General features: G+C 70.4%; 20 protein-coding genes. 11 read left to right on the forward strand and 9 right to left on the reverse strand.

The window, feature by feature from the left end; genetic code table 11:
- The 3 genes from FB384_RS08515 (at window position 1) to FB384_RS08525 (ending at window position 4,550) form a co-directional block, all read left to right on the forward strand.
- On the forward strand, window positions 1-612 hold the full coding sequence (locus FB384_RS08515) for a dihydrofolate reductase family protein (RefSeq protein ID WP_183781162.1): 612 nt from the start codon (window positions 1-3) through the stop codon (window positions 610-612).
- Window positions 613-1,173: 561 nt separating this feature from the next.
- Window positions 1,174-2,385, forward strand: coding sequence for an MFS transporter (locus FB384_RS08520; protein ID WP_183781165.1), 1,212 nt, complete (start codon window positions 1,174-1,176; stop codon window positions 2,383-2,385).
- Window positions 2,386-2,492: 107 nt separating this feature from the next.
- Complete coding sequence (locus tag FB384_RS08525) at window positions 2,493-4,550, forward strand: PhoX family protein (RefSeq protein WP_183781168.1); 2,058 nt, start codon at window positions 2,493-2,495, stop codon at window positions 4,548-4,550.
- 99 nt (window positions 4,551-4,649) lie between these two features.
- Here the strand turns inward: FB384_RS08525 and FB384_RS08530 are convergent, their stop codons facing one another.
- Window positions 4,650-5,393, reverse strand: coding sequence for an alpha/beta fold hydrolase (locus tag FB384_RS08530; protein WP_183781170.1), 744 nt, complete (start codon window positions 5,391-5,393; stop codon window positions 4,650-4,652).
- A 70-nt stretch (window positions 5,394-5,463) separates the two neighbouring features.
- Between FB384_RS08530 and FB384_RS08535 the strand changes: the two genes are divergently transcribed.
- Window positions 5,464-6,156, forward strand: a complete 693-nt coding sequence (locus tag FB384_RS08535; RefSeq protein WP_183781173.1) for an SDR family oxidoreductase — start codon at window positions 5,464-5,466, stop codon at window positions 6,154-6,156.
- Between the two features lie 57 nt (window positions 6,157-6,213).
- Here FB384_RS08535 and FB384_RS08540 read toward each other — a convergent pair whose 3' ends face one another.
- Window positions 6,214-6,924 carry a YwaF family protein gene (locus FB384_RS08540; RefSeq protein WP_183781176.1) on the reverse strand — a complete coding sequence of 237 codons (711 nt, stop codon included), beginning with the start codon at window positions 6,922-6,924 and terminating at the stop codon, window positions 6,214-6,216.
- 152 nt (window positions 6,925-7,076) lie between these two features.
- Between FB384_RS08540 and FB384_RS08545 the strand changes: the two genes are divergently transcribed.
- From FB384_RS08545 to FB384_RS08555, 3 genes are read left to right on the forward strand one after another with little or no spacing between them, the layout of a single operon-like run.
- Window positions 7,077-7,436: a GntR family transcriptional regulator gene (locus tag FB384_RS08545; RefSeq protein WP_183785180.1), complete on the forward strand. Its 360-nt coding sequence runs from the start codon at window positions 7,077-7,079 to the stop codon at window positions 7,434-7,436.
- Entirely contained in the window at window positions 7,433-8,347 is a 915-nt protein-coding gene (locus FB384_RS08550) for an ABC transporter ATP-binding protein (RefSeq protein WP_183781180.1), read from the forward strand. Before FB384_RS08545 ends, FB384_RS08550 begins: the two co-directional genes overlap by 4 nt.
- Complete coding sequence (locus FB384_RS08555; RefSeq protein WP_307876669.1) at window positions 8,344-9,051, forward strand: hypothetical protein; 708 nt, start codon at window positions 8,344-8,346, stop codon at window positions 9,049-9,051. The genes FB384_RS08550 and FB384_RS08555 overlap by 4 nt, the downstream gene beginning before the upstream one ends.
- Before the next feature lie 227 nt (window positions 9,052-9,278).
- Here the strand turns inward: FB384_RS08555 and FB384_RS08560 are convergent, their stop codons facing one another.
- The 3 genes from FB384_RS08560 to FB384_RS08570 all read right to left on the reverse strand — a co-directional run bounded on the left by FB384_RS08560 (window position 9,279) and on the right by FB384_RS08570 (window position 13,102).
- Complete coding sequence (locus tag FB384_RS08560) at window positions 9,279-10,589, reverse strand: amidohydrolase family protein (RefSeq protein ID WP_183781184.1); 1,311 nt, start codon at window positions 10,587-10,589, stop codon at window positions 9,279-9,281.
- Between the two features lie 66 nt (window positions 10,590-10,655).
- Window positions 10,656-11,315, reverse strand: coding sequence for a response regulator (locus tag FB384_RS08565; RefSeq protein ID WP_183781187.1), 660 nt, complete (start codon window positions 11,313-11,315; stop codon window positions 10,656-10,658).
- Window positions 11,312-13,102 (reverse strand): sensor histidine kinase, encoded by a 1,791-nt coding sequence (locus tag FB384_RS08570; protein WP_221212673.1) that lies wholly within the window; start codon window positions 13,100-13,102, stop codon window positions 11,312-11,314. Before FB384_RS08570 ends, FB384_RS08565 begins: the two co-directional genes overlap by 4 nt.
- Window positions 13,103-13,247: 145 nt before the next feature.
- Here FB384_RS08570 and FB384_RS08575 point away from each other — a divergent pair, with 145 nt between their 5' ends.
- The gene (locus FB384_RS08575) at window positions 13,248-13,985 is read left to right on the forward strand and encodes an ABC transporter ATP-binding protein (protein ID WP_183781190.1); all 738 of its coding nucleotides are present in this window, start codon (window positions 13,248-13,250) and stop codon (window positions 13,983-13,985) included.
- Window positions 13,982-16,198 (forward strand): FtsX-like permease family protein, encoded by a 2,217-nt coding sequence (locus FB384_RS08580; RefSeq protein WP_183781193.1) that lies wholly within the window; start codon window positions 13,982-13,984, stop codon window positions 16,196-16,198. The genes FB384_RS08575 and FB384_RS08580 overlap by 4 nt, the downstream gene beginning before the upstream one ends.
- A 360-nt stretch (window positions 16,199-16,558) precedes the next feature.
- Here FB384_RS08580 and trmB read toward each other — a convergent pair whose 3' ends face one another.
- The 4 genes from trmB to FB384_RS08600 all read right to left on the reverse strand — a co-directional run bounded on the left by trmB (window position 16,559) and on the right by FB384_RS08600 (window position 20,203).
- Window positions 16,559-17,254, reverse strand: a complete 696-nt coding sequence (gene trmB, locus FB384_RS08585; RefSeq protein WP_183781195.1) for a tRNA (guanosine(46)-N7)-methyltransferase TrmB — start codon at window positions 17,252-17,254, stop codon at window positions 16,559-16,561.
- A 22-nt stretch (window positions 17,255-17,276) separates the two neighbouring features.
- On the reverse strand, window positions 17,277-17,771 hold the full coding sequence (locus FB384_RS08590; RefSeq protein ID WP_183785186.1) for a hypothetical protein: 495 nt from the start codon (window positions 17,769-17,771) through the stop codon (window positions 17,277-17,279).
- A 669-nt stretch (window positions 17,772-18,440) separates the two neighbouring features.
- The gene (locus FB384_RS08595) at window positions 18,441-19,202 is read right to left on the reverse strand and encodes a hypothetical protein (RefSeq protein WP_183781198.1); all 762 of its coding nucleotides are present in this window, start codon (window positions 19,200-19,202) and stop codon (window positions 18,441-18,443) included.
- A 50-nt stretch (window positions 19,203-19,252) separates the two neighbouring features.
- The gene (locus FB384_RS08600; protein ID WP_183781202.1) at window positions 19,253-20,203 is read right to left on the reverse strand and encodes an ABC transporter ATP-binding protein; all 951 of its coding nucleotides are present in this window, start codon (window positions 20,201-20,203) and stop codon (window positions 19,253-19,255) included.
- A gap of 431 nt (window positions 20,204-20,634) precedes the next feature.
- On the opposite strand from FB384_RS08600, the gene FB384_RS08605 reads away from it, so the two are divergent.
- Window positions 20,635-21,312: a TetR/AcrR family transcriptional regulator gene (locus FB384_RS08605; protein ID WP_183781204.1), complete on the forward strand. Its 678-nt coding sequence runs from the start codon at window positions 20,635-20,637 to the stop codon at window positions 21,310-21,312.
- Window positions 21,309-22,235: an SDR family oxidoreductase gene (locus FB384_RS08610; protein WP_183781207.1), complete on the forward strand. Its 927-nt coding sequence runs from the start codon at window positions 21,309-21,311 to the stop codon at window positions 22,233-22,235. The genes FB384_RS08605 and FB384_RS08610 overlap by 4 nt, the downstream gene beginning before the upstream one ends.
- Window positions 22,236-22,282: the final 47 nt, after the last annotated feature.

A 22,282-nucleotide genomic window follows, 5' to 3' on the forward strand; every position in this document is an offset into this window, starting at 1 on the left:
ATGTCCGACACCACGTGCCACATGTCGATCTCGCTCGACGGTTTCGTCGCCGGTCCGGACCAGAGCCGTGACAATCCCATGGGGAAGGGCGGCTTGAAGAACCACGGCTGGCACCTCGGCGACGAGCGCGCATCCGATGCCGACGTGACGGCGGAGCGCTGGCTGTTGCGACCGCGAGGGGCCTACGTCATGGGCCGCAACATGTTCGGGCCGATCCGCGGTGAGTGGGATGAGGACTGGGATGGATGGTGGGGCCCCGAGCCGCCCTTCCACGCGCCGGTCTTCGTGCTGACTCACCACGCCCGCGAACCGATCGAGATGGAGGGCGGGACCACGTTCCACTTCGTCACCGCGGGCTTCGATGCCGCCTACGAACGGGCGCTCGAGGTGGCCGACGGCAACGGCGTGGACATCGCCGGCGGCGCGTCGACAGTACGGCAGGCGCTCAACGCCGGCGTGATCGATGAACTCACACTCGACATCGCGCCCGTTCTGCTCGGCGGCGGCGAGCGCATGTTCGACGGCGTTGAGAACTTCGGCTTCACGCCCGTCGAGGTGCTCCACTCACCGTTGGCCACCCATATCCGTTACCGCAGCAGCAACGCCGACTGACCAGCGACTGCCTTTCGAGCGTCTCGATCGAGGATCCGCTTGCGGAAGGCGGCCTCGCACGGCGGCACAGGGTGTCGCCTTCGCGTAGGGTCCGGCGGTCCCTCAGGCCGCGACCAGGAAGTCAGGGAACTTGCCGGCTACCGCGGATGTCCTGTCCGCGTCGTCGCCCGCGCCGCCGATCCGAGCGGGTCGTCTCCGTGTTCGTGGCCAGCTGTGCATCCCACGGGCCGAGGTCACGTCGTCCGGGTCGTCAGGCACGAGTCGCACACCCGTGACCGAACTTACTTCGTATACCTAACCTTTTTTGGTTAGCATAGCTAATCGGAAGGTCGCGTAGTGCGGCTCGCTGCCGGAGTCACAGCCGCTGCGACCTGCGGCCGCTGCCTTTCGACCGCAGGCCCCGTCTGCCCGGCAGGCAATCGGCGCTGCCGTGTATCGCTCCGCCGACACCGCACTCCGCTTCCCCACCGGCGCCGCAACGGCGACCCGCATCGCCGATGCGCACGCCGCGGGCAGCGCACCAGCCACCACGTCGACATCCGCGTCAGGAGGTTCGAGCCGATGAGTGAGCAGCATTCGCTGCTGTCGGCCGTCAAATGTCAGCCGAAACAGGTCTGGATCACCGCGTTCGCCGCGGTCATCGCTTTCATGGGGATCGGTCTGGTCGACCCGATCCTGTTGTCGATCGCCGAGGGCCTCGACGCGACGCCGCAGCAGACGACGTTGCTGTTCTCTTCGTATCTGGCGATCCAGGTCGTCGCGATGCTGTTCACGAGTGCGGCGAGCGCGAGGTTCGGTGCGAAGCGCACGGTCGTCGTCGGCCTGACACTGATCGTGCTCGCCACCGCGCTGTGCGCCGCGGCGGGTTCGATCGAGCAGCTGATCGGGCTGCGCGCGGTGTGGGGCCTCGGCAACGCCTTCTTCATCGCCACGGCGCTGTCGGTGATCGTGGGCGCGGCCGCGGGCGGCCAGGCGGGCGCGATCCTGTTGTACGAGGCGGCGCTCGGCCTCGGGCTTTCGGTCGGGCCGCTGCTCGGTGCGCTGCTCGGGCACCTGTCGTGGCGTGGCCCGTTCATGGGCACGGCGGTACTCATGGGCGCGGCACTCGTGCTGTGCGCGGTGTTCCTGAAGAGCGATGCGGGGCAGGCGCGGCCTCGAGTGAAGCTGCTCGACCCGCTGCGCGCGCTCGGGCACGGCGGGCTGCTGCGCACCTCGATCGGATCGGCGCTGTACACGGCGGGGTTCTTCGCCGTGCTGGCGTGGTCGCCGTTCGTGCTCGAATGGGGTGCTATCGAGATCGGCCTGATCTTCTTCGGCTGGGGGCTGTGCGTGGCGATCGCGGGCGTCCTGCTCGCGCCGCGGTTGGCAGCGCGGCTCGGTGAACGGCACGCGACCGCATTGGCCGTCGCGGGCTATGCCGTGTTGCTGCTGGTGATGGTGATTCCCAGCAAGGCGCTGCTCGTGGTGGCGATCGTCGTCAGTGGCTTGATCTCCGGGCTGCTGAACACGTTGTTCACCGGGACGGCGATGTCGATCAGCGACGCGCCGCGTCCGGTCGCCAGCGCCGGGTACAACTTCTGCCGCTGGCTCGGCGGAGCCGCCGCGGCGACGCTCGTGGGGCACGTCGCCGAGTGGTTCGGGTTCGACCGTGCGCCGTTCCTGGCTGCGGCGGTGCTGTCGGCGGTCGCCGCCGGGTTGCTGTTGGTCCCGGCCGGCGGTAAAGACACCACCCAGGTGCCCGCGGAGGCCGCGCTGGTGGGTGAGGAGGTCTGAACGTGTGCGGCCGGGCGTTCTCCCGTCGTTCACCTCGCGGATGAGAGGGACTCAAGTTCGGCACCTAACGTCACGTTTGTTCCCCTGACCGAGTGACTGGAGGCCGCGTGTCCGCCAAGCCTGGGCGACTGCTCCCACTGCTGACTACCCACCGAACCGGTCGTTCGCCGGTGACGTGTGAATACCGTTGCGGCAATCAGTGTTCCCACCCAGCCCCGAACACCTCCGACAACGAGTACTTCGGCGACGTCGTGCGAAGCGTCATGTCCCGGCGTGGCGCGCTGCGAGCCGGTGGCGTCATGGCGGCGACGGCCGCCGGGTTCGCCGCGATGTCGGGCACTGCCGCGGCCGAGGTGCCGGCACTGGCCGCGAACCCTGGCCGGGGCAACGGTCGCCAGGGCGGGCGTTCCGTTCCCGGAACTGACTTCGAACCCGTCGCGCCGAACAGCCGCGACGCCGTGACCGTGCCGGAGGGTTACGAGCAGCAGGTCGTCATCCGCTGGGGCGATCCCGTGGTGCCGGGCGCGCCCGCGTTCGACGTGAACGGCCAGACCGCGGCAGCGCAGGCGAAGCAGTTCGGCTACAACAACGACTTCGTCGGCCTCATCCCGCAGGACGGCTCCGGCCGGCGCAACTTCCTGGTGGTAAACCACGAGTACACCACCGAGACGGAGATGTTCCCGGAAGGCAGCTACGACGAGGCGAACCCCACCGAGGAGCAGGTGCGCATCGCGTGGGCGGCGCACGGTCTTTCGGTGGTGCAGGCGGACCGCACCCGTGACGGCGGCCTCGAGGTCAAGCCCAGCCGGTACAACCGCCGCATCACGCTCGACACCGAGTTCGAGGTGCGCGGTCCGGTCGCCGGTTCGGACCTGCTGAAGACGTCCGCCGACCCGACGGGCACGATCGTCCACGGTACGCAGAACAACTGCGCGGGTGGGGTCACGCCGTGGGGCACGGTGCTGTCCGGCGAGGAGAACTTCCACCAGTACTTCGCCCACGGCGAGCGGGTGACCGATCCGGTGCAGGCCGAGCGGCTCGACCGGTACGGCCTCGCAGGCGGTGAGACGACCCGCAAGTGGGAGCGCTTCGACAAGCGCTGGGACATCTCGCAGGAGCCCAACGAGGTCCACCGCTTCGGCTGGGTCGTCGAGATCGATCCGAACGATCCGAACGCCAAGCCGATCAAACACACCGCACTGGGCCGGTTCAAGCACGAGGCCGCCAACGTCAAGATCGCGCGGGACGGCCGCGTGGTCGTGTACTCGGGCGACGACGAGCGGTTCGACTACATCTACAAGTTCGTCTCCAACGGCCGGTACAAGCCGGGCCGCAGCGCGCACGCCCGCAGGCACAACATGGCCCTGCTGGACGAGGGCACGTTGTACGTCGCCAAGTTCACCGGCAACAGTCCGGCCGAGGAGATCGACGGCAGCGGCACGCTCCCCTCGGACGGCGAGTTCGACGGCACCGGCGAGTGGATCGCGCTCGCCAGCGGCGACAAGTCCTTTGTGGACGGCTTTACGGCCGAGGAGGTGTACGTCTTCACGCGGCTCGCCGCCGACAAGGTGGGCGCCACGAAGATGGACCGCCCCGAGGACATCGAGCCGAATCCGGTCACCGGCCGTATCTACGCCGCGCTGACCAACAACAGCGACCGCGGCGCCGCAGGCAAGGCCGGTGCCGACGAGCCGAACCCGCGTAACGGCAACAAGAACGGCCACGTCCTCGAATGGGACGAGGACGGCACGGAGACGAAGTTCCGCTGGCGGCTGCTGCTCGTGTGCGGTGACCCGGATGCGGCCGACACGTACTTCGGCGGGTTCGACAAGAGCCAGGTCAGCCCGATCTCGTGCCCGGACAACGTGGCCTTCGACGGCTACGGCAACCTCTGGATCTCCACGGACGGCAACGCGCTGGGTTCCAACGACGGGCTGTTCTCCGTGCCGGTCACGGGCCCGAACCGCGGGCAGGTCAAGCAGTTCCTGACCGTGCCGGTGGGTGCCGAGACGTGCGGTCCGGTCGTGCGTGACGACCTCGTGCTCGTTGCGGTGCAGCACCCGGGCGAGGGCGGTGAGCCGGGGTCGAGCTGGCCCGACGGCGGCCACGCCCGGCCGGCGATCGTCGCGGTCCGCAAGTCCGACGGCGGCCGCATCGGCGCCTGAGCGCCCCGAGCGGGTCGTCCGGTTTTGCCCCCAAGGGCACTTTGGTTGCGTTCAATGCAACCAGGGTGCCCTTGGGGGCATTTCGCTGACTACACCGCGTCACGCCTCGGCGAGGAAGCGTTCCACGGACGTGGCCAGGGCGACCGGGGTCTCGTCGATGCCGTAGTGCCCGGCGCCCGCGAGCTGTTCGAGTTCCGCCCTCGGGTACCACTCGGCGAACGTCGCCTTCATCGTGTCCGGCCCGAGTGCCGGGTCGTTTTCGCCCGCGATCACCTTGATCGGAACGTCGCTTCCCGCGATGCGGTCGTGGAAGTCGGTGCCGCTCCAGGCTTCGAAGTAGGCGGCGACGGCGTCGCGGTCGGCTTCGAGCGAGTGCCGCACGATCGCGTCGAGCCACGTGCCGGTGAGGCGGTTTCCGGTGGTGAAGTCCACGATCGCGCGCCGGTTGTCGGGCGAATCGGCGGCGCCCGCGAACAGCTGCCTGCTCTGTTCGTCCAGCGGCACACCGCTCGCGGGAACCGGCGAGATGCCGACCATCGCGCGTACTCGTTCGGGCGCCTCGGCGTACACGTACTGCATCACGCTGCCGCCCATCGAGTGGCCGACGAGGGAGAACCGGTCCGCGCCGAGCTCGTCGGCCAGTGCCAGCACATCGGCGGCCGCTTCCGCGATGCTGTAGTCGCCGGATTCGCCGCGCCTGTCGCCGTAGCCGCGGTAATCGGGGAAGACGTAGGTGAACCGGTCCCGGTCGAGGTGGGGCTCGAACGCCGTCCACGCTCCACTGGAGCCGAACCATCCGTGCAGTGCGATGACGATGTGCTCGCCGCTGCCGACCTTGCGCATGCCGTGTTCCTCCTCGATCGTCGTTGATCTCGCTGCCCAAGCCTGGCACAAGCGCATTACCGTGGCGGCCATGACCGATCGCCCACTCGCACTCGTCACCGGATCCTCGCGCGGCATCGGAGCCGCCGTCGCCCGTACCCTCGCCGACACCCATCGGGTCCTGCTCGGTGGCAGGGACGAGGCGGCACTGTCCGCGCTCGCGGCCGAGCTGCCCGACGCGCAGCCCTGGGCTGTCGACCTGTCCGACGAGGCCGCCGTCGCCGACGCAGCCGCGCGGATCGAGCACCTCGACGTGCTCGTCCACTCCGCTGGTGTCGCCCGGCTCGGTGACGTGGTCGATTCGGCAGCCGAGTCGTGGCGCGCGAACTTCGAGGTCAATGTCGTCGCCGTGGCCGAGCTGACCCGGTTGTTGCTGCCGGCACTGCGCAGGGCACACGGTCACGTCGTGGTGATCAACTCCGGTCAGGGGCTGTCCGCCCGGGAGGGCTGGGGGCCGTACGCGGCGAGCAAGTTCGGTGTGCGCGCGTTCGCGGACGCCCTGCGCGCGGAGGAGGAGCCGAACGGCCTACGTGTGACGTCGGTGTACCCGGGCCGGACCGACACCGAGATGCAGCAGGCCGTGGTCGCGGGCGAGGGTGGCGAGTACCGCCCGGAGAGGTACTTGCGCCCGGAGTCGGTCGCGGGTGCGGTGTCCGCGGCCGTGCTGGCCGGTGCCGACGCCCATCTGACCGACGTCACAGTCCGTCCCCGTCCTCACCGGTGAGCCTCCGCCGGGGCCGGCAGATCGTCGGCCCCGGCCGCTCGCTCGGGTTTCCGGGCATCACGTGACGTGGTTGCGATCGCGGAGCCGTACCCAGGGCCAGGTCATCAGTGCCCACACCGCGAGCAGCAGCGCGGCGACGGGCGGCAGATACCAGGGCCACGGGCCGAACAGGTCCAGTGCGGACACCGTGTCGGATTTGCCGTTGAGGAAACCGTAGTTGGTGCCGGCAGCGGCGTTGAACGTCATCGTCACGGTCGCCCACGTCAGCGTGACGGCGACCGCGAGCCGGTAGCTGCGCCAGTCGACGCGCATCCCCAGGCCCCAGGTGAGGTAGATCGCGGCCAGTACGGCCAGTAGATGACTCCCCCAGAACAGCACATAGTTGGCGTGCGGGAAGTCCGGACCGGTCAGCGCAGGTGAGATCAACGCCTGGGTACTCAGCACCAGCCCCCAGTAGTAGGCGAGGGCGTGAGCCCACGCGCGCTGGAAGTACAAGGCGTAGGCGGCGACCAGCGGTACGAGGTCCGACAGGTGCAACGGCACCGAGCGTTCGAGGGTCGGGGGCACGAGCTCGTACCACAGGTCCGCCACGCTGAGGACGACGATCGTCACCGCGAACGCCCGGCTGAAGTGCCTGGCACGCGCGGTTCCCCGCTGCCGTCGGCCGAGGTGGACGACCAGCGCTGCGCCGACCGCGAAGACTCCCACGGCCAGCCAGTGCGACAACCCGTACGGGGAGAACTCCCCCGCCGCTGTGACCGCTCCCACAACACGGACTCTAACGGCGGACGTCGCCCGCGGTCCTGGCTCGATGTGGTCTCGCTCCCTCCGTTCCGTGTCGAGTTGACACCCGACCACCCCGGTGTCATGGTTACCTACATGACTAATGAACCAATGCGGTTCATCGGGTGGCGATCGTGATGGACGACGCGCGGCCGCTGTTCCAACAGATCGCGGAACAGATCGAGGACTCGATCATCGACGGCTCCCTGCCGGAGGAGAGCAGGGCGCCGTCCACGAACGAGCTGGCCGCGTTCCACCGGATCAACCCCGCCACCGCGGCGAACGGCATCAATCAGCTCGTGGCGGATGGCCTGCTCTACAAGAAACGGGGGGTCGGAATGTTCGTACCGGCGGGGGCCAGGGAAAAGCTCGTCGAACGCAGGCAGGAAGCATTCGGTCGCTCCTACATCGCGCCGCTGCTCGCAGAGGCGAGACGACTCGAGATGGACGCCGAGGACGTGAAGAAGATGATCGACGCCTGGAGGGACGACCAATGAGCGTGGTGAGCCTGCGAGGGGTGACGAAACGCTACGGCGACACCCGGGCCGTCGACGACGTCTCGTTCGACCTGCACGAGAACCGCATCCACGGCCTGCTCGGCCGCAACGGTGCGGGCAAGAGCACGGCGATGCGGATGCTCACGGGCCAGGAGGTTCCGACCTCGGGACAGGTCCGCGTGTTCGGCGAGAATCCGTACGAGAACGCCGACGTGCTCAGCCGCGTGTGCTTCATCAAGGAATCGCAGCGCTATCCCGACATCTTTGTGGCCCGGCACGCGCTCGAAGCCGCGGCGATGGTCTTCCCGAACTGGGACCAGGATTTCGCCGACCGGCTCGTCGAGGAGTTCCGGCTGCCGCTCAAGAGTCGGGTGAGGAAACTGTCGCGCGGGCAACTCTCGTCCGTCGGCGTGATCATCGGACTCGCCGCGCGCGCACCGGTGACGCTGTTCGACGAGCCGTACCTCGGGCTGGATGCCGTGGCACGGCAGGCGTTCTACGACCACCTGATCGCCGACTACGCCGAGCACCCCCGCACGATCGTGCTCTCGACACACCTCATCGACGAGGTCGCGGACATCATCGAGCACGTCACAGTGATCGACCGCGGCCGGATCGTCATGGACGACTCCTCCGAGAACCTGCGCAGCCAGGCCGTGACGGTCAGCGGTCCCACGAAGGCGGTCGAACAGTTCTCCGACGGCCACGAGGTGCTGCACCGCGAGGACCTGGGCGGCTTCACGCGCGTGCTCGTATCCGGCGTACCCACCGGCCGTGACACGGCAAGCCTGCAGGTCGAGCCGGTATCGCTGCAGCAGCTCGTCGTCCGCACCACACAGTTCCACGACGCCGCGCTCGCGGGTTCAGGCAACGGAAATGGCAAGGGCAACGGCAAGGGGGCCTGGTCATGACACTGACACAGCTCGTGAAAGTCGCGCGGATTCAGCTGGTGAACGCGCGCATGGTGCTCGGCATGCCGCTGCTGGTGCTCGTCTGCGTGTTGGCGGCCAACATCGTGATCTTCATGGCGATCCAGACACCGTCGCCTCCGGGTGAGTCCGCGATCACCGGCGCGCTGATCTCGATCTACATCGTGACGCTGGTGACGCACGTCCAGACGATGACGCAGATGTTCCCGTTCGCACTCGGCATCAGCGTCACACGACGCGATTTCGTCGGCGCTGCGGGACTGGTCATCGTCGGCCAGGCGCTGGTGTACGGCGTCATCATCTGGGTCATGGCGCTGCTCGAGGGGGCAACCGGTGGCTGGGGGCTCGACCTCGCGATGTTCGACCTGCCGTTCCTGCAGGAGAGCAACGTGGTGACGCAGGTCCTCGTGTACGCGGGACCGTTCCTGCTGCTGTCGTTCGCCGGGCTGTGGGCGGGCATCGTGTTCCACCGCTGGGGGCAGCTGGGCGTGTGGGTCCTGGGGCTGGCCCTCGGTGCCCTGCTCGTCGGCCTGATGGCGCTGGTCGGGTCGCAGGGCTGGTGGCAGCAGGTCTTCGACTTCTTCGCGGAGACGCCGACGCTGTTGATGTTCGCCGGCTATCCGACGTTGATCGCCGCGATCCTGGCGGCCGCGACCTACGCGACCAGCCGTCGCGCGGTTCCGTGACCGGCGATGACGTGACAGGCCACGGTGCCGCCGCAGTGATCGTCGGCGCCTTCCGGTAAGGGGAAAAGGGGATCTGCGCCGGTTCCGGTCATCGGGGGATGCCGGGACCGGCGCAGCCTGCTGCCGAGGGGAAGCCCGTCCGACGTCGAGTGCCCGAACACCCGCCGTCCGCCGTGCGGCCTTCTGCGACGAGGTGCCGTCGTCGCGGGCGCCGCGTCGGGGTGCGGTCAGGCCGTGCGGAGGCGCCGCGCCGCGGCGGCGACGTTCGCCTGAGCCTGCCCGCGATCCACGCGGGACGATTCGCCGTCGGTGACGACCTGCTCGCCCGCGACCCACACGTCCCGCACCCTGCGCGACCCGGCCGCCCACACGAGGTTGCCCAGCAGCTGGTCGTCGGGAACGTCGAGGCCCGTGGCGAACGCGGGATCGTCGACGTCGACGTGCACGACGTCGGCCCAGCGGCCCGGTTCGAGCGCGCCGATGTCGTCGCGGCCAAGGGCATCGGCGCCGCCGCGGGTGGCGAGCAGCAACGCGGCCGGAGCCGTCAGCGCCGTGGCGTCCCCTTCGGCGAGACGTGACAGCATCGCCGACAGCTGAACCTCCTCCCACAGGTCGAGGTCGTCGTTGCTGGAGGGGCCGTCGGTGCCGAGTCCGATGTGGATGTCTGCCGCGCGGAGGTCGGCCAGCCGGGCGATGCCGGACGCGAGCTTGGCGTTCGACCCCGGACAGTGGGCGACGCCGGTGCCACGGGAGGCCAGTAGTGCGATGTCCTCATCGGACAGGTGCACCGCGTGTGCCGCGATGAGCCTGCCGCGCAGCAGGCCGACCTCGTCGAGCAGCTTCGGCACCGAACCGTGCTCGGCGCGCTGCGCGGCGTCCTCCTCCGCCGCTTCGGCGACGTGGATCTGCACCAGGGCGCCGCGCGTGGCGGCGTCGTCGGCGATCGCGCCGAGCGCCTCGGCGGGCAGCATGTACGCCGAGTGGCCCGCGTACGACAGTTCGATGCGGTCGCCGGGCCCGAATCGCAGGCCGTCGGCGTCGATCCACTTGGTGGCATCGGCGAGCAGCGATCGCCAGTCGAGGCCCGGCAGGTCGATGATCGGCCCGCCGATGATGCCGCGAGCACCCGTCGTGAGCACCGCGTCGGCCATCTGTTCCGCGTGGAAGTACATCTCTGCGCTGGTCGTGACGCCGCGGCGCAGCATCTCCACCGAGCCGAGGACCATGCCCGCGTGCACGTCGGACGGCCGGAGCCTCGCCTCGGTGGGCCAGATGACCTCGCGGAGCCAGCGCAGCAGCGGTAGGTCACCGCCCATGCCGCGGAGCAGCACCATCGGGCTGTGCGCGTGCGTGTTGACCAGGCCGGGCAGCAGGATCCCCGACTTGTGGGCCGTCGTCTCGGCGGCCGCCGTGGCCTCGCTCGCCGGTCCGCAGTACGTGATCCGGCCGGTCTCGTCGATGTCGACGGCCCCGTCACGGATGACGGAACAGGCCGGATCGGCGGGCAGGACCACGGGCGCTGTCAGACGGTGGATCATCGGCCCACTCTATCGAGCGATGCTCCACCCACCCGGGTCCTGCGCCCTTGCGCACCGGTCGGCCGATCAGTCGGTGACGACGCGGTTCCGCCACGCCCACGCGGCGATCTCGACCCGGTTGCGGGCGCCGATCTTGTTCTGCACCGCGGCGAGGTGTGTCTTCACGGTCGACAGCGACAGGAACAGCTCCTCGCCGATCTCGGTGTTCGTGCAGCCGCGGGCCGCCGCGCGCACGACGTCGAGTTCCCGCGTCGTCAACGGCTCGGCGGGCTCCTCCACCGTCGGCACGTCCTCGGCGGGTGCGTCGGCGAAGTGCTGCAGCAGCCGCACCGTGATCTGCGGTGACACCAGCGCGTCGCCGCGGGCGGCCGCGCGGATGGCCTCCAGCAGCAGCGCAGGCCCCGCGTCCTTGAGCAGGAACCCCGACGCCCCGCCGGTGAGCGCGCTGTGGACGTACTCGTCGAGGTCGAACGTCGTCACGACGACGACCTTCAACGGGTCGGCGACGTCCGGGCCGGCCAGCTGCCGCGTGACCTCGAGCCCGTCCATGCCCGGCATGCGGATGTCGAGCAGGCACACGTCAGGCCGCAGCTCTCGCGCCTTGGACACGGCGTCGATCCCGTCCGCGACGTCGGCCACGACCTCCATGTCGTCTGAGGCGTCCACGATCATGCGGAAGCCGGTGCGCACCATGTCCTGGTCGTCGGCGATCAGTACCCGGATCACTGAGACTCCTCATCTCCCTGCAACGGCAACCACGCTTCGACGACCCAGCCGCCGCCGTGCCGGTCGGCGGTGAGCGTGCCACCCAGCAGTTCGACCCGCTCGCGCATGCCCACCAGACCGTAGCCGCCGACGGCGGCGAGCGGTCCCGGTTCCCCCGGCTCACCGTCGTCGGCCACCCGGATGTGCAGCAGGGCGCGCCCGCTCTCGTCCGGCCCGCCGGCATCGGTCTCGCCGCGCACTGTCGCCCATGCCGCGGAGGCGCCCGTGGCGTGCTTGCTGACGTTGGTGAGTGCCTCCTGCACGATCCGCAGCGCCGACCGTGCGACCTCCTGCGGCAGTCCCTGCGGCACGTCGACGTCGAGCTGCACCGGCACGCCGTGTACCGCCGAGGTGGCGAGTTTCCGCAGGTCGGCGTCGAGGTCAGTGGTCGCCTGCTCGCCCGGTCCCGGCTGTTCGCCCGCGGCTGCTGCGGCGTCGCCGGTCTCCCCGCGCATGCTGCGCACCAGTCGCCGCATCGCCGCGAGCGCCTCGGTGCCCGCGGTCTCGATCTGCCCCAGCGAATCGGCGACGACGTGCGGGTTCTGCTCCGCGACGATCCGCACCGCCTGGGCCTGCACCACGATGCCGGTGACGTGGTGCGCCACGACGTCGTGCAGTTCGCGGGCCAGCGCCATCCGTTCGGCGGTCTGCGCCTCCGCGACGGCCGCTTCGACCGTGGTCTTGCGTTCGGAGTCGCGGGCCCGCAGGAACAGGCCGATGGCGACACTGATGCCCAGCAACAGCGCCGCGGTGACCGCGAGCCCCTGCAAGAGCTGGAAGCGGCGGTCGTAATGCGTGAACGGCTGGATGAACGTCACGACCTGCACGACCGTTCCGACGGCGACGGCGGCGGAGAGCGTCGCGATCGCGGTGACGGCACGCCGCGGCGATTCGAGTCGCACGAGCAGCGCGGTGACGACCATGCCCGATGCGGTGACGGCCACGGGCACACCGCCCAGCGAGACGTACCGGTCGGCGCGGGTGAGCAGCGCCAGCATCGTGGTCGCCGCGATCACTCCGCTGATTCCGAACGCGTGGCTGAACGGGTGGTTCACGCCACGCAGCGCCAGCACCACGGCTGCGATCGCGGGCACGATCATCACGAGGTCGACGTCCGGCCCGCTGAGCACGATCGACGCGTCGAGGAACAGTGCCAGCGCCAGCACGCCGACGAGCAGCCACTGTTGCCGGAGCAGTGTGCCGAGCGCGCCGTCGCCGATCCCCTGCCGGGCACGGGCACCGGGAACGACGGCCACGACCAGCAGCGCGACTCCCATGCCTGCCAGCTGCAGGATGTGCACGCCCGCGTCGCGCAGCACCGCGGTCGCCACCTCGGCCGTGACGAGCGCCGAGATCGTCACGACCGCGATCGCCGCGGGTGCCGACCGCGCGCAGTAGTAGACGAGCAGCAGGCCGGCGACGCATTCGGCGAACGACGTCTCCGGCAGCAGTGTCGAGAAGGTCGGGGCGTCCGTGAAGTTGATCAGCACCGAGTTCGCGCCGAGTACGCAGGCGCCGGACCAGCCCGCGAACACGGGTCTGGACCTGCCGGTCACCGCACAGGCCGCCAGCAGCAGGATCCCCGGCAGCGGGATCAGGTCGACGAGCGGCATCCCCACCCCGTCGGTCGCCGCGGGCAGCAACACGGCGAGATCGGCCAGCACGGCGGCGAGCAGCACCATGATGGCGGGGTCGACCTGACGCAACAGCCGGGTGACGCGTTCGCGGAACGGGGACGTGTCGGGCATGCCGCGGACGGTAGTCGAGCCGGCCACGGAGGAGGCCCGGCCGGACGGCTCGTGTCGGATCGGCCGATCGGCCGATGCCGCAACGCGTGGTTCCGGCCTTCCGTCCGAAGTGGCCGCCCCCACGGCTCAGCCAGGCTGCACAGCCATGACGACACGGATTTCAGGGCAGCCGCCCTCCCCGGCAATCCCGGCCCGGCCCGCGTTGAGCGGCCGCGGTCTCAGCAAGCGCTACGGCGCGCAGCACGCCTTGTCCGGAGTGGACATCGACGTCACGCCGGGTGAGGCGATGGCGATCGTGGGGCCCTCCGGGTCCGGCAAGTCGACGTTGCTGCACGTGCTGGCCGGCATCCTGCCGGCGGACGACGGCGAGGTGACGCTCGGCGGCAGGCGCATCGACTCGCTCGGCGAGACGAAACGCAGTGAACTGCGGCGCACCGAGTTCGGGTTCGTCTTCCAGTCGGGCATGCTGGTCGGCGAGCTCTCGGCCGAGGAGAACGCCGCGCTGCCCACACTGCTGGCCGGCACCGGCCGCAAGGAGGCGCTGGCCGAAGCGCGCCGGTGGCTCGAGCACCTCGGTCTCAAGGGCAAGGAACGCAACCGGCCAGGCGAACTGTCCGGCGGGCAGGCACAGCGCGTCGCGATCGCCCGGGCGCTCGTGCACCGGCCGAGCGTGATCTTCGCCGACGAGCCGACCGGTGCACTCGACACCCGCACCGGCGGCGAGACGATGCGGGCGCTCCTCGAGGCGGCAGCCGGATCCGGCGCCGCGGTCGTGGTCGTGACGCACGACCGGGACCTGGCCGCGTCGTTGCCGCGCACGGTCAGCCTCCGCGACGGCCGGATCGAGGCCGACACCCGCGCGGGAGCGGTGGTGCCGGCGTGAACAGCTTCCAGCTCGCGCTGCGCGTGTTGCGGACCGACGGCCGCACACGCGTCTCGGCGATCCTGATCGCCGTCGGCGTGGCCGTGGCCACGGCCCTGGTGCTGCTGCTCGTCTCGCTGCCGGGCGCCACCGAGTCGCGCGCGGACCGATCTGCGTGGCAGCAGTTCGGCGAGCCGTCGTCCGGCGGAGCGTCCCTGGAACTGGCGGCCAGCGAGGACATCACGCCGGACGGCAGGCAGATCCAGCGGGTGGACGTCGCCGCGCTGGCTGATCCCGCGCAGATCGACCTCCCGCCCGGTATCGACCGCCTGCCCGCGCCCGGCGAGGCGTTGCTGTCGCCGGAGCTTGCCGACGCGGTCGACCACACGCCCGGCTCGCAGCTCGGCGAGCGCTTCGGCGCGAACGCAGGAGTGCTCGGTGACGACGCGTTGGCGTATCCGGAACAGTTGGTCGCGCTGGTCGGCCACGCACCCGACGACATGCCCGCGGCGGCGGCGCCGCAGGCCGGGTTCAATCCAGGGGGCCAGGGTCCGGACCCGCTGCTGGGGCTGCTGGCGGGCGTCGGCGTGGTGGTGCTGACGGTGCCGAGCATGGTGCTCGTGGCGTCGGCGGCACGGCTGATCGCGGCACGCAGGGAACGCAGGCTCGCCGCGTTCCGGCTGGCGGGTGCGACCCCGCGGCAGGTCATCGCGATGGTCACGGCCGAGACCGCGATCGCGGCTGCGGGCGGTGCGCTGCTCGGCTGGGCGGTGAGCCCGCTGCTGCGGCAGGCGGCCACCACCGTGCCATGGGGCGGCGGCACGTGGCAGGCTTCGGACTTCGTGCTGGGTGCGGTGCCGACCGTGGCGATCGTCGTCGTGGTGCCGTTGCTGGTCGTGTTGGCCGCGGCCTTCGGGCTGCGACGGGTGCTGTCGACCCCGCTCGGCGCCGCGGGTGGGCACGAGCCCAAACCGTTGCACTGGTGGCGCCTCGTGCCGCTCCCGGTGTCGGGCGCGTTGTTCGCCTTCCTGGCCACCACCGCCGAAAGCCAGTTCGAAGCGACGCTGCTGTTGCTGTCGATGGCGATGGTGATCGGCTCACTGACGTTGGCGGGCCCGTGGCTCACCTCGGCGATCGGCGGGATGTTCGTACGGCGCTGGCGCAGGCCGTCGGGACTGCTGGCCGGACGTCGGCTGCGCGACGACCCCCGCGGGGCCTACCGGGCGACCGCCGGTGTGGTCCTGGCCGTGTTCACCGGCTCGATGGCACTGACGGTGCTGCCGAGCATCGAAGGGCAGGCGGGAGCGCTGCGGGAGTACGCCGACGGCGTGCTCTACGTCGATGTCGACCAGGACTCGCTGCAGCGGATCGCGGCCGACACCAACGAGGCGCTGGCGCGCTACGGCCAGGACGAGCGAGCCGTAGCGATCGGCGACGCCTTCCTCGGCAACGACAACGCCTACGCCAGGGTCGTCGACTGCGATGCGGCCGAGCAGCTCCTGGCGGTCGACATGCGCGGGGCCTGCGAGGGCACGCCCGGTGTGTACACGCCGTACCCGGACGTTTCGCGGGACGAGCTGACGGTGTCGGCGGAGTTCGATCAGCCGGGCACGTCGCTGCCCGCGGACGTGCCCGTGCGGCCGATGACGGCCGAGTCCGAACTGGCGCCCGAGGTCATCGTCGACCCGGCGGTGATCCCCTCGGACTTCACCCCGAACGCGGGCACGGTCGCGGTCCCGTCGACGCCCGCCAACGCCGACGTCGTCCGCACGGCACTGGCGTCCGCCGCGGGCGGCCTGCCGGTGCAGAGCAGGCAGGCACGCCTCGACGGGCAGCTCTCCCAGCTCGACGACCTGCAGCGAGTCACGGTGATCGGCCTGCTCGCGGCGTCGATACTCGGCGGCTGCAGCGCGGCCATCAGCACGGCCGGATCGGTGCTGGACCGGCGGCGCACGTTCGGTGCGCTCATGGCGGCGGGCACTCCGGTGCGGGTGCTGGCGAGGGCGCTGCGCGCGGAGGCGGCACTGCCGGCGTTGGTGGCGACCGTCGGTGCGGGCGTGGCGGGGACGCTCGTCGGGATCGGCCTGTTCGCCGTGGTCGACGACGGCACCGAGGTGCTCACCCCGTGGCTGGCGGCGCCCGTGGTGCTGGGGATCGGGGTCGCGCTGATCGCGTCGTCGGTGTGTGCGCCCGCCCTGCGCCGTGTCCAGGCCGAACCGCTGGCCGACGAGTAACCGCGGCGGGGAGCAGGGACCGCGGGGAGAAGGGGAACCCGCGGGGACGAGGACCCCGCGGGGACGAGGGATCGAGGGGACGAGGACCCCGCGGGGACGAGGGATCGAGGGGACGAGGAACCCGCGGGGACGGGGGATCGAGGGATCGAGGGGCCGAGGGGGAACCGCGAGGGGGATTGCGGGGACCGGGGAAACACGGCGGGGCGTTCATCGGGGGACGCCCCGCCGTGTTGCGCTTTCCGGGGCTCGTGTTGCGTCCTCCGGGGGCTGTGTCGCGCTTTCCGGGACCGTGTTGTGCCCGCCCGCCGCCCGCCGTCACCGCTCGAGGCCGGGCCGACCGGGTCAGTGCTTCTCGAAGAATCAGTGCTTCTCGAAGATCAGGTCGCGGGAGACGCGGCCCTCCTGTTCGGCGCGCTGTTCGAACTTGGTCACGGGGCGCCACTCGGGCCGCGGAGCCCAGCCGTCGAAGCGGTTGACCAGCGACTTCTCCGCCGAACACACCTCGAGCATCTGGTCGGCGTAGTCCTGCCAGTCCGTCGCGAGGTGCAGTGTTCCCCCTTCGGCCAGCCGAGAGGCCACGAGCTCGACGAACGTCGGCTGCACGAGACGCCGCTTGTGATGGCGCTTCTTCGGCCACGGATCGGGGAAGAAGATGCGCACGCCCGCCAGCGAGCCGGGTTCGACGTGGTCGCGCAGCAGCGGCACCGTGTCGCCGTGCAGCAGCCGCAGGTTCGACACGCCGAGCTTGTCGGCGCGCAGCATCAGCTGGCCGAGACCCGCCTCGTAGACCTCGATGGCGACGTAGTTGACCTCCGGCGCTTCGGCCGCGAGCTGGGCGGTCGCCTCGCCCATGCCGGAGCCGATCTCCAGCACGACGGGCGCCGACCTGTCGAACCACGCATCGAAGTCGATCCGGCCGGGTTCGAGTTCGGACACCGCCCGGCCCAGCTCGGACCACCGGGTGTCCCACGCGCGCTGCTGGCCGACCGTCATCCGCCCGCCGCGCTTGACGTAACTGACGACGCTGCGCAGCCGGGGCTGTCCTTCGCTCTCCACGGACGCCGACGATAGCCGCGGGTCAGCGGACCGCTTCGATCTCCCCCAGCCGCGCCCGCAGCTCCGCGGGTCCCGCTATCGGGACCGGTTCCGGTGCGGCAGCCTCGTGCGCAGGGAGCATGTCGATCCAACCGGTGTGACGCGAGGTGTTGACGATCGTGGTCGGGGTGCGCCGGTTCTCACCCGTGCCCTCGGACGGCATGAACTCCCAGTAGCCGGATTCGCCGCCCGCGGCCCAGGGCACGAACTCCCAGCCCGGACGGCGACTGAGGAGGTTGTGCACGCGGTCCTCGATGCGGAACCCCGCGTCGCGCGATTCGAGCGTCCCGTCGGCGAGCGCGCGCAACCACCACGGGGACGGCACGGTCGCGCCACCTCGCCCGGCGGCACGGTAGAGGGCCAGCACCTGGCTCAGCGGTGCGCGGTGTACCCAGGCCACGCGCAGGTCGGCGGGGCTGGCGGCGTCGCCGGTGACGAGTGGCAGCTCGATGGCCTGCGACCATTCCAGCCCGACCATCGGCTCCAGGCTGAGTGAGGCGTCGTCCCGGCTGCGCCGGTCGGTGCCGCGCCGATCTGGGTCGCGCCGGTCTGGGTCGGGCAGGTCGAGGTCGGGCGGATCGGCACCGGGTACGTCCCGGCCCGCCGGCCCGGCCTCACCAGGCACGACATCACCCGGAGCCGTATCACCCGGTGTGACATCACCAGGCGAGGCAACTCCACCCGGTGGCGCAGCACGGGTCGGCGGCGCAGCACGGGTCGGCGGCGCAGCACGGTCCGGCAGTTCGCCGCCTGCCGGTCGCGGGATGTGGAACTCCTGCTGAATCTCGGACACCGTCAAGGATCACCTCCGTAGAGTCCTGACGGGCTGACATCCAGCATCCCCCGAAACCGCCCGGCTGCGCGTCCTCCGTGGGGGTATTCACACCACGTTCGCCGGCCGTCGCTACCGGAACCCGGCTCACGTCCACACCGTCGCCTGTCTGGGGCCAAGCAGGCACGGCGGGTGAGGACGAGCCGGACGCAGCCGCACAGTCGGGTCCGGGCCGCCCCCGAATCGCGGCCCGGACCCGCTGCTCCCCTCCTCGGGGTCTCCGCCCACCCGCAGCCCCGCGGCGGTCCCGTACGCCTTCCACGGGTGGGCGGTTCTTCTCCCTAGCGGCCGCCCTCCCCCGAGGGCGGCCGCGGGTCACGCGTCGCGCTTGCGCGCGGTCGCGATCGCGATGGCCAGCAGCACCACGGCGAACGCGGCGAAGTAGGCCAGCGCCCACCACTGGCTCAGCGTCGACGTCGACAGCGGCTGCCCGTACGCTGCACCGCCCGCGGACTCGCCGTTGCCGGTGACGAACTTGTGCAGCACGTTGAACGGCAGCCACTTGAAGATGTCGGCGCCGATGCCCGGAATCAGCGTTACCAGGTTCTCCGCGGCGAGGAAGTAGATCAGCACCAGGGAGATCGCACCCGCGCTGTGCCGCACGAGGATGCCGACCGCCATCGCGACCACGGCGGCCAGTGCGCACGCAGGTCCGACGCCGGCGACGTTGATCCAGTCGGCTGCGCTGTTGAGCGCCAGGTCGGCTTCGGGCTTGATAAGCGTGGCCAGGCCCCACGACAGGAAGGCCATGATCTCGCCGATGACCAGCGCGATGAGAGCGATGACGGTCGCCTTGGCGGCGAGCGCGGCTGCGCGGTTGGGCACCGCCTGGAACGTGGTGCGGATCGTCCCGAACCGGTACTCGGTGGTGACGGCGAGTGCCGCCAGCACCATGATCACGGCCATGCCGAAGTTGTAGGCGTACTGCGTGGCCGACACGGTGGCCGGGAACTGTGCGTTGCTCTGGCTCACGACCAGTGCGGTGAACCCGCCGGTGAGCAGCAGAGCCGTGAGCGCGCACCACCACGGTGACCGGGTGCTGAGCAGTTTGATGCGTTCGACTGCGAGAAGAGTCATGTCGGTTTACCCCTGTTGGTTCGTGGCGCCGTTCGGGTTGGCCGTCGGCGTCAGTTCGTGACGGCCGCGTGACCGGCGGGCTGCTCGGCGGCTTCGGTCTCCAGATCGGCGTGGTACTCGACCGAGTCCCCCGTGATCTGCATGAACGCCTGCTCCAGCGAGCCCTGCTGCGGGGCAAGCTCGTGCAGTGTCACCTGGTTCTCCATGGCCAGCTCGCCGATCTTCTCGCCCGCGACCCCCGCCACGAGCAGTCCGTCGTCGGTGGGCGTGACGGTCGCGCCGACGCGGTCGAGGGCCGGACGCAGCCGGTCGAGGTGCGGGCTGCGCACCTTGACGGTGCTGTCGGTGGCGCGTGCGACGAACTCCTCGGTGGTGCTCTGCGAGATCAGCTTGCCCTTGCCGATGACGACGAGGTCCGTGGCCGTCAGGGCCATCTCCGAGAGCAGGTGGCTGGAGACGAACACGGTGCGGCCCTCATCGGCGAGGCGCTGCATGAACTTGCGGATCCAGAGGATGCCTTCGGGGTCGAGGCCGTTGACGGGCTCGTCGAACAGCAGCACCTCCGGGTCGCCCAGCAGTGCGCCCGCGATGCCGAGTCGCTGTGACATGCCGAGCGAGAACCCGCCTGCGCGTTTGCTCGCCACCTCGGAAAGGCCCACGATGTCGAGCACCTCGTCGACGCGCTTCGGCGAGATCTTGTTCGACTTCGCCATCCACGACAGGTGGGCGCGGGCGCTGCGGTTGGGGTGCACCCACCGCGCGTCGAGGAGTGCGCCAACGGTCCGCAGTGGATGGTGCAGTTCGGAGTAGCGCTTGCCGCCGATGGTGACGGTGCCGCTCGTCGGGTTGTCGAGCCCGAGCATCATCCGCATCGTCGTCGACTTGCCCGCGCCGTTCGGGCCGAGGAATCCGGTCACGCGTCCGGATTCGACGGTGAACGACAGGTCGTCGACGGCGAGTTTGTCGCCGTACCTCTTGGTGAGGCTCTGCGCCTCGATCATGGTGTCCTCCTGTGGCGGCGTTCGACGGCCGTGGGTGTGGCGGGCGCCGGGTTCACGGGTCGAACCCGGATGCCGATGCGTCACTGCGGTGGCCGTGGCGAACGTCGTTGTCGTCCCCGGTGCGGCGATTCGCCTGGGTAGATCGCCTGTGGTGGGCTTCATCATTCCGGCTACCCGCCCGGTTGCGCGTCATCCTGTAGACCGAAATCGGGTTGTCCCGTGGTCGTAGGCGGGTGGCCGGTCGTCGTTTCTTCCCAGGTCTTCGCCGGTGCTCATAGCTTCCTGGATCGGTGGCGTACGCGCGATCGGTGACAACCCTGAGTTCCCCCTGAACCGCCGATTTCCGATGTCGGGGATGTCGTGTCCGGGGGCTGCTCGGGTGCGGGCAGCCACGGCTTGCGACAGTTATTGAACTGTGGTTCATTAATGGGGTGGCGAGACCGCGGACGATCACCGACGAACGGTTGCTGACGGCAGCGGCCGCAGTCATCGAGCAGGCAGGGCCGGGTTTCACGCTGGCGCAGGTCGCCCGCGAGGCGGGGGTGGCGGTCGGCAGCGTCGCGCAACGCTTCGGCTCGAAGGCAGGCCTGCTGCGGGCGTTGACTGAACTCGGGCGCACCCAGGCCGTCGAGCGCATGCGCGGGGCCGCGGCCGAAGCGGACTCGCCGGCAGCGGCCGTGCGGTCGGCGCTGCTCGCGGTGTTCGCAGGTCTGGACAACGGCGGCGACTCCGGCGTCGCGAACCACCTCGCCCAGCTCGGCACCGACCTCGCCGACCCGGAGCTGCGCGGCCTCCTCGGCCTGCACTACGCGGCCCTCAGGGGCGAGCTGACCGTGCTGCTGCGCGCCGTGCCGGACAGCGGGTGGCGCGGACCGGAACCCGACGTCGCCGCGCGCGTGCTGCTGTCGGCGGTCAACGGCGCGGCACTGGACTGGTCGCTGCGGGCCGACGACGCCACCAACGACACCGGACTTGCGAACGACATCGCCGACGACACCGGGCCTGCGAACAACACGACGGCGGCGAACGAAGCGGGACCGGTGAGGGGCACGTTGCGGGCCTGTCTCGCCGAGACCGTCGACATGATCATGAAGGGATGGCTGCCATGACCGGAACCGGCCCGCTGCAAGGCAAGGTCGCCGTGGTGACGGGTGCGACGCGGGGATGCGGCAGGGCGATCGCGGTGGAACTCGGGCGCGGCGGGGCGACCGTGTTCGTCGCGGGAAGGACGACGCGCGAGCACGCGTCGCCGATGGGCAGGCCGGAGACCATCGAGGGGACAGCCGAACTCGTCGACGAGGCAGGCGGCCGCGGGATCCCGGTCCGGTGCGACTTCTCGAACGTGGCTGATGTGGACGGTCTCGTCGCCAGGGTCGACGCCGAAGCGGGTGGGCGGATCGACGTGCTCGTCGACGACGTGTGGGGCGGCGATCCGTACGTCGACTTCGACAACGCGTACTGGGAGTCGCCGTTGGACAGTGCGCTGACTCTCGTGCGCGGCGGACTGGAGACGCACCTCATCGCGCTGCACCGGCTGCTGCCGCTGGTTGTGCGCGATCCGGGCGGTCTCGTGGTCGAGGTGACCGACGCCGAGGACGACGAGTACCTCGGTGCGGGCATCCCGTACTACCTCGTCAAGTGCGGGGTGCGGGCCATCGGGCGGGCGCTGGGCGCTGAACTCACCGCCCACGGCTGCACGGGGCTGTCGGTCACACCGGGATTCCTGCGTTCGGAGGCCATGCTCGACCTGTTCGGCGTCACCGAGGAGAACTGGCGGGATGCGGTGACCGACGAGCGCCCGGAGTTCGCCGTGTCGGAGACGCCCGCGTACCTGGCGCGCGGTGTCGCCGCGCTGGCGGCCGATCCCGATGTGGCGCGGCTGGCGGGCCGCACGCTCGCGTCGTGGACGCTGTCGTCGATGTACGACATCACCGACGTCGACGGCAGCCGTCCCGACTTCGGCCGCTGTTTCCGCGAGGTCTTCCAGGCGGGGCTCGACCCGAGGACGGTCGACATGTCGGTGTACCGCTGAGGCATCCCCCGAAATTCTTCCGCCTCATCCCTCACGGGTAGTGCCCC

The organism is Prauserella sediminis, from assembly GCF_014195435.1.
Classification (GTDB): domain Bacteria; phylum Actinomycetota; class Actinomycetes; order Mycobacteriales; family Pseudonocardiaceae; genus Prauserella; species Prauserella salsuginis.

Bases quoted from the DNA above. Each gene is read 5' to 3' on its own strand.
- FB384_RS08600 (WP_183781202.1), bottom strand. From the start codon at position 20,203: ATGATCGAGGCGCAGAGCCTCACCAAGAGGTACGGCGACAAACTCGCC.
- FB384_RS08545 (WP_183785180.1), top strand. From the start codon at position 7,077: ATGGACGACGCGCGGCCGCTGTTCCAACAGATCGCGGAACAGATCGAG.
- FB384_RS08610 (WP_183781207.1), top strand. From the start codon at position 21,309: ATGACCGGAACCGGCCCGCTGCAAGGCAAGGTCGCCGTGGTGACGGGT.
- FB384_RS08550 (WP_183781180.1), top strand. From the start codon at position 7,433: ATGAGCGTGGTGAGCCTGCGAGGGGTGACGAAACGCTACGGCGACACC.
- FB384_RS08515 (WP_183781162.1), top strand. From the start codon at position 1: ATGTCCGACACCACGTGCCACATGTCGATCTCGCTCGACGGTTTCGTC.
- FB384_RS08570 (WP_221212673.1), bottom strand. From the start codon at position 13,102: ATGCCCGACACGTCCCCGTTCCGCGAACGCGTCACCCGGCTGTTGCGT.
- FB384_RS08590 (WP_183785186.1), bottom strand. From the start codon at position 17,771: ATGGTCGGGCTGGAATGGTCGCAGGCCATCGAGCTGCCACTCGTCACC.
- FB384_RS08530 (WP_183781170.1), bottom strand. From the start codon at position 5,393: ATGCGCAAGGTCGGCAGCGGCGAGCACATCGTCATCGCACTGCACGGA.
- FB384_RS08520 (WP_183781165.1), top strand. From the start codon at position 1,174: ATGAGTGAGCAGCATTCGCTGCTGTCGGCCGTCAAATGTCAGCCGAAA.
- FB384_RS08595 (WP_183781198.1), bottom strand. From the start codon at position 19,202: ATGACTCTTCTCGCAGTCGAACGCATCAAACTGCTCAGCACCCGGTCA.
- FB384_RS08560 (WP_183781184.1), bottom strand. From the start codon at position 10,589: ATGATCCACCGTCTGACAGCGCCCGTGGTCCTGCCCGCCGATCCGGCC.
- FB384_RS08535 (WP_183781173.1), top strand. From the start codon at position 5,464: ATGACCGATCGCCCACTCGCACTCGTCACCGGATCCTCGCGCGGCATC.
- FB384_RS08575 (WP_183781190.1), top strand. From the start codon at position 13,248: ATGACGACACGGATTTCAGGGCAGCCGCCCTCCCCGGCAATCCCGGCC.
- FB384_RS08555 (WP_307876669.1), top strand. From the start codon at position 8,344: ATGACACTGACACAGCTCGTGAAAGTCGCGCGGATTCAGCTGGTGAAC.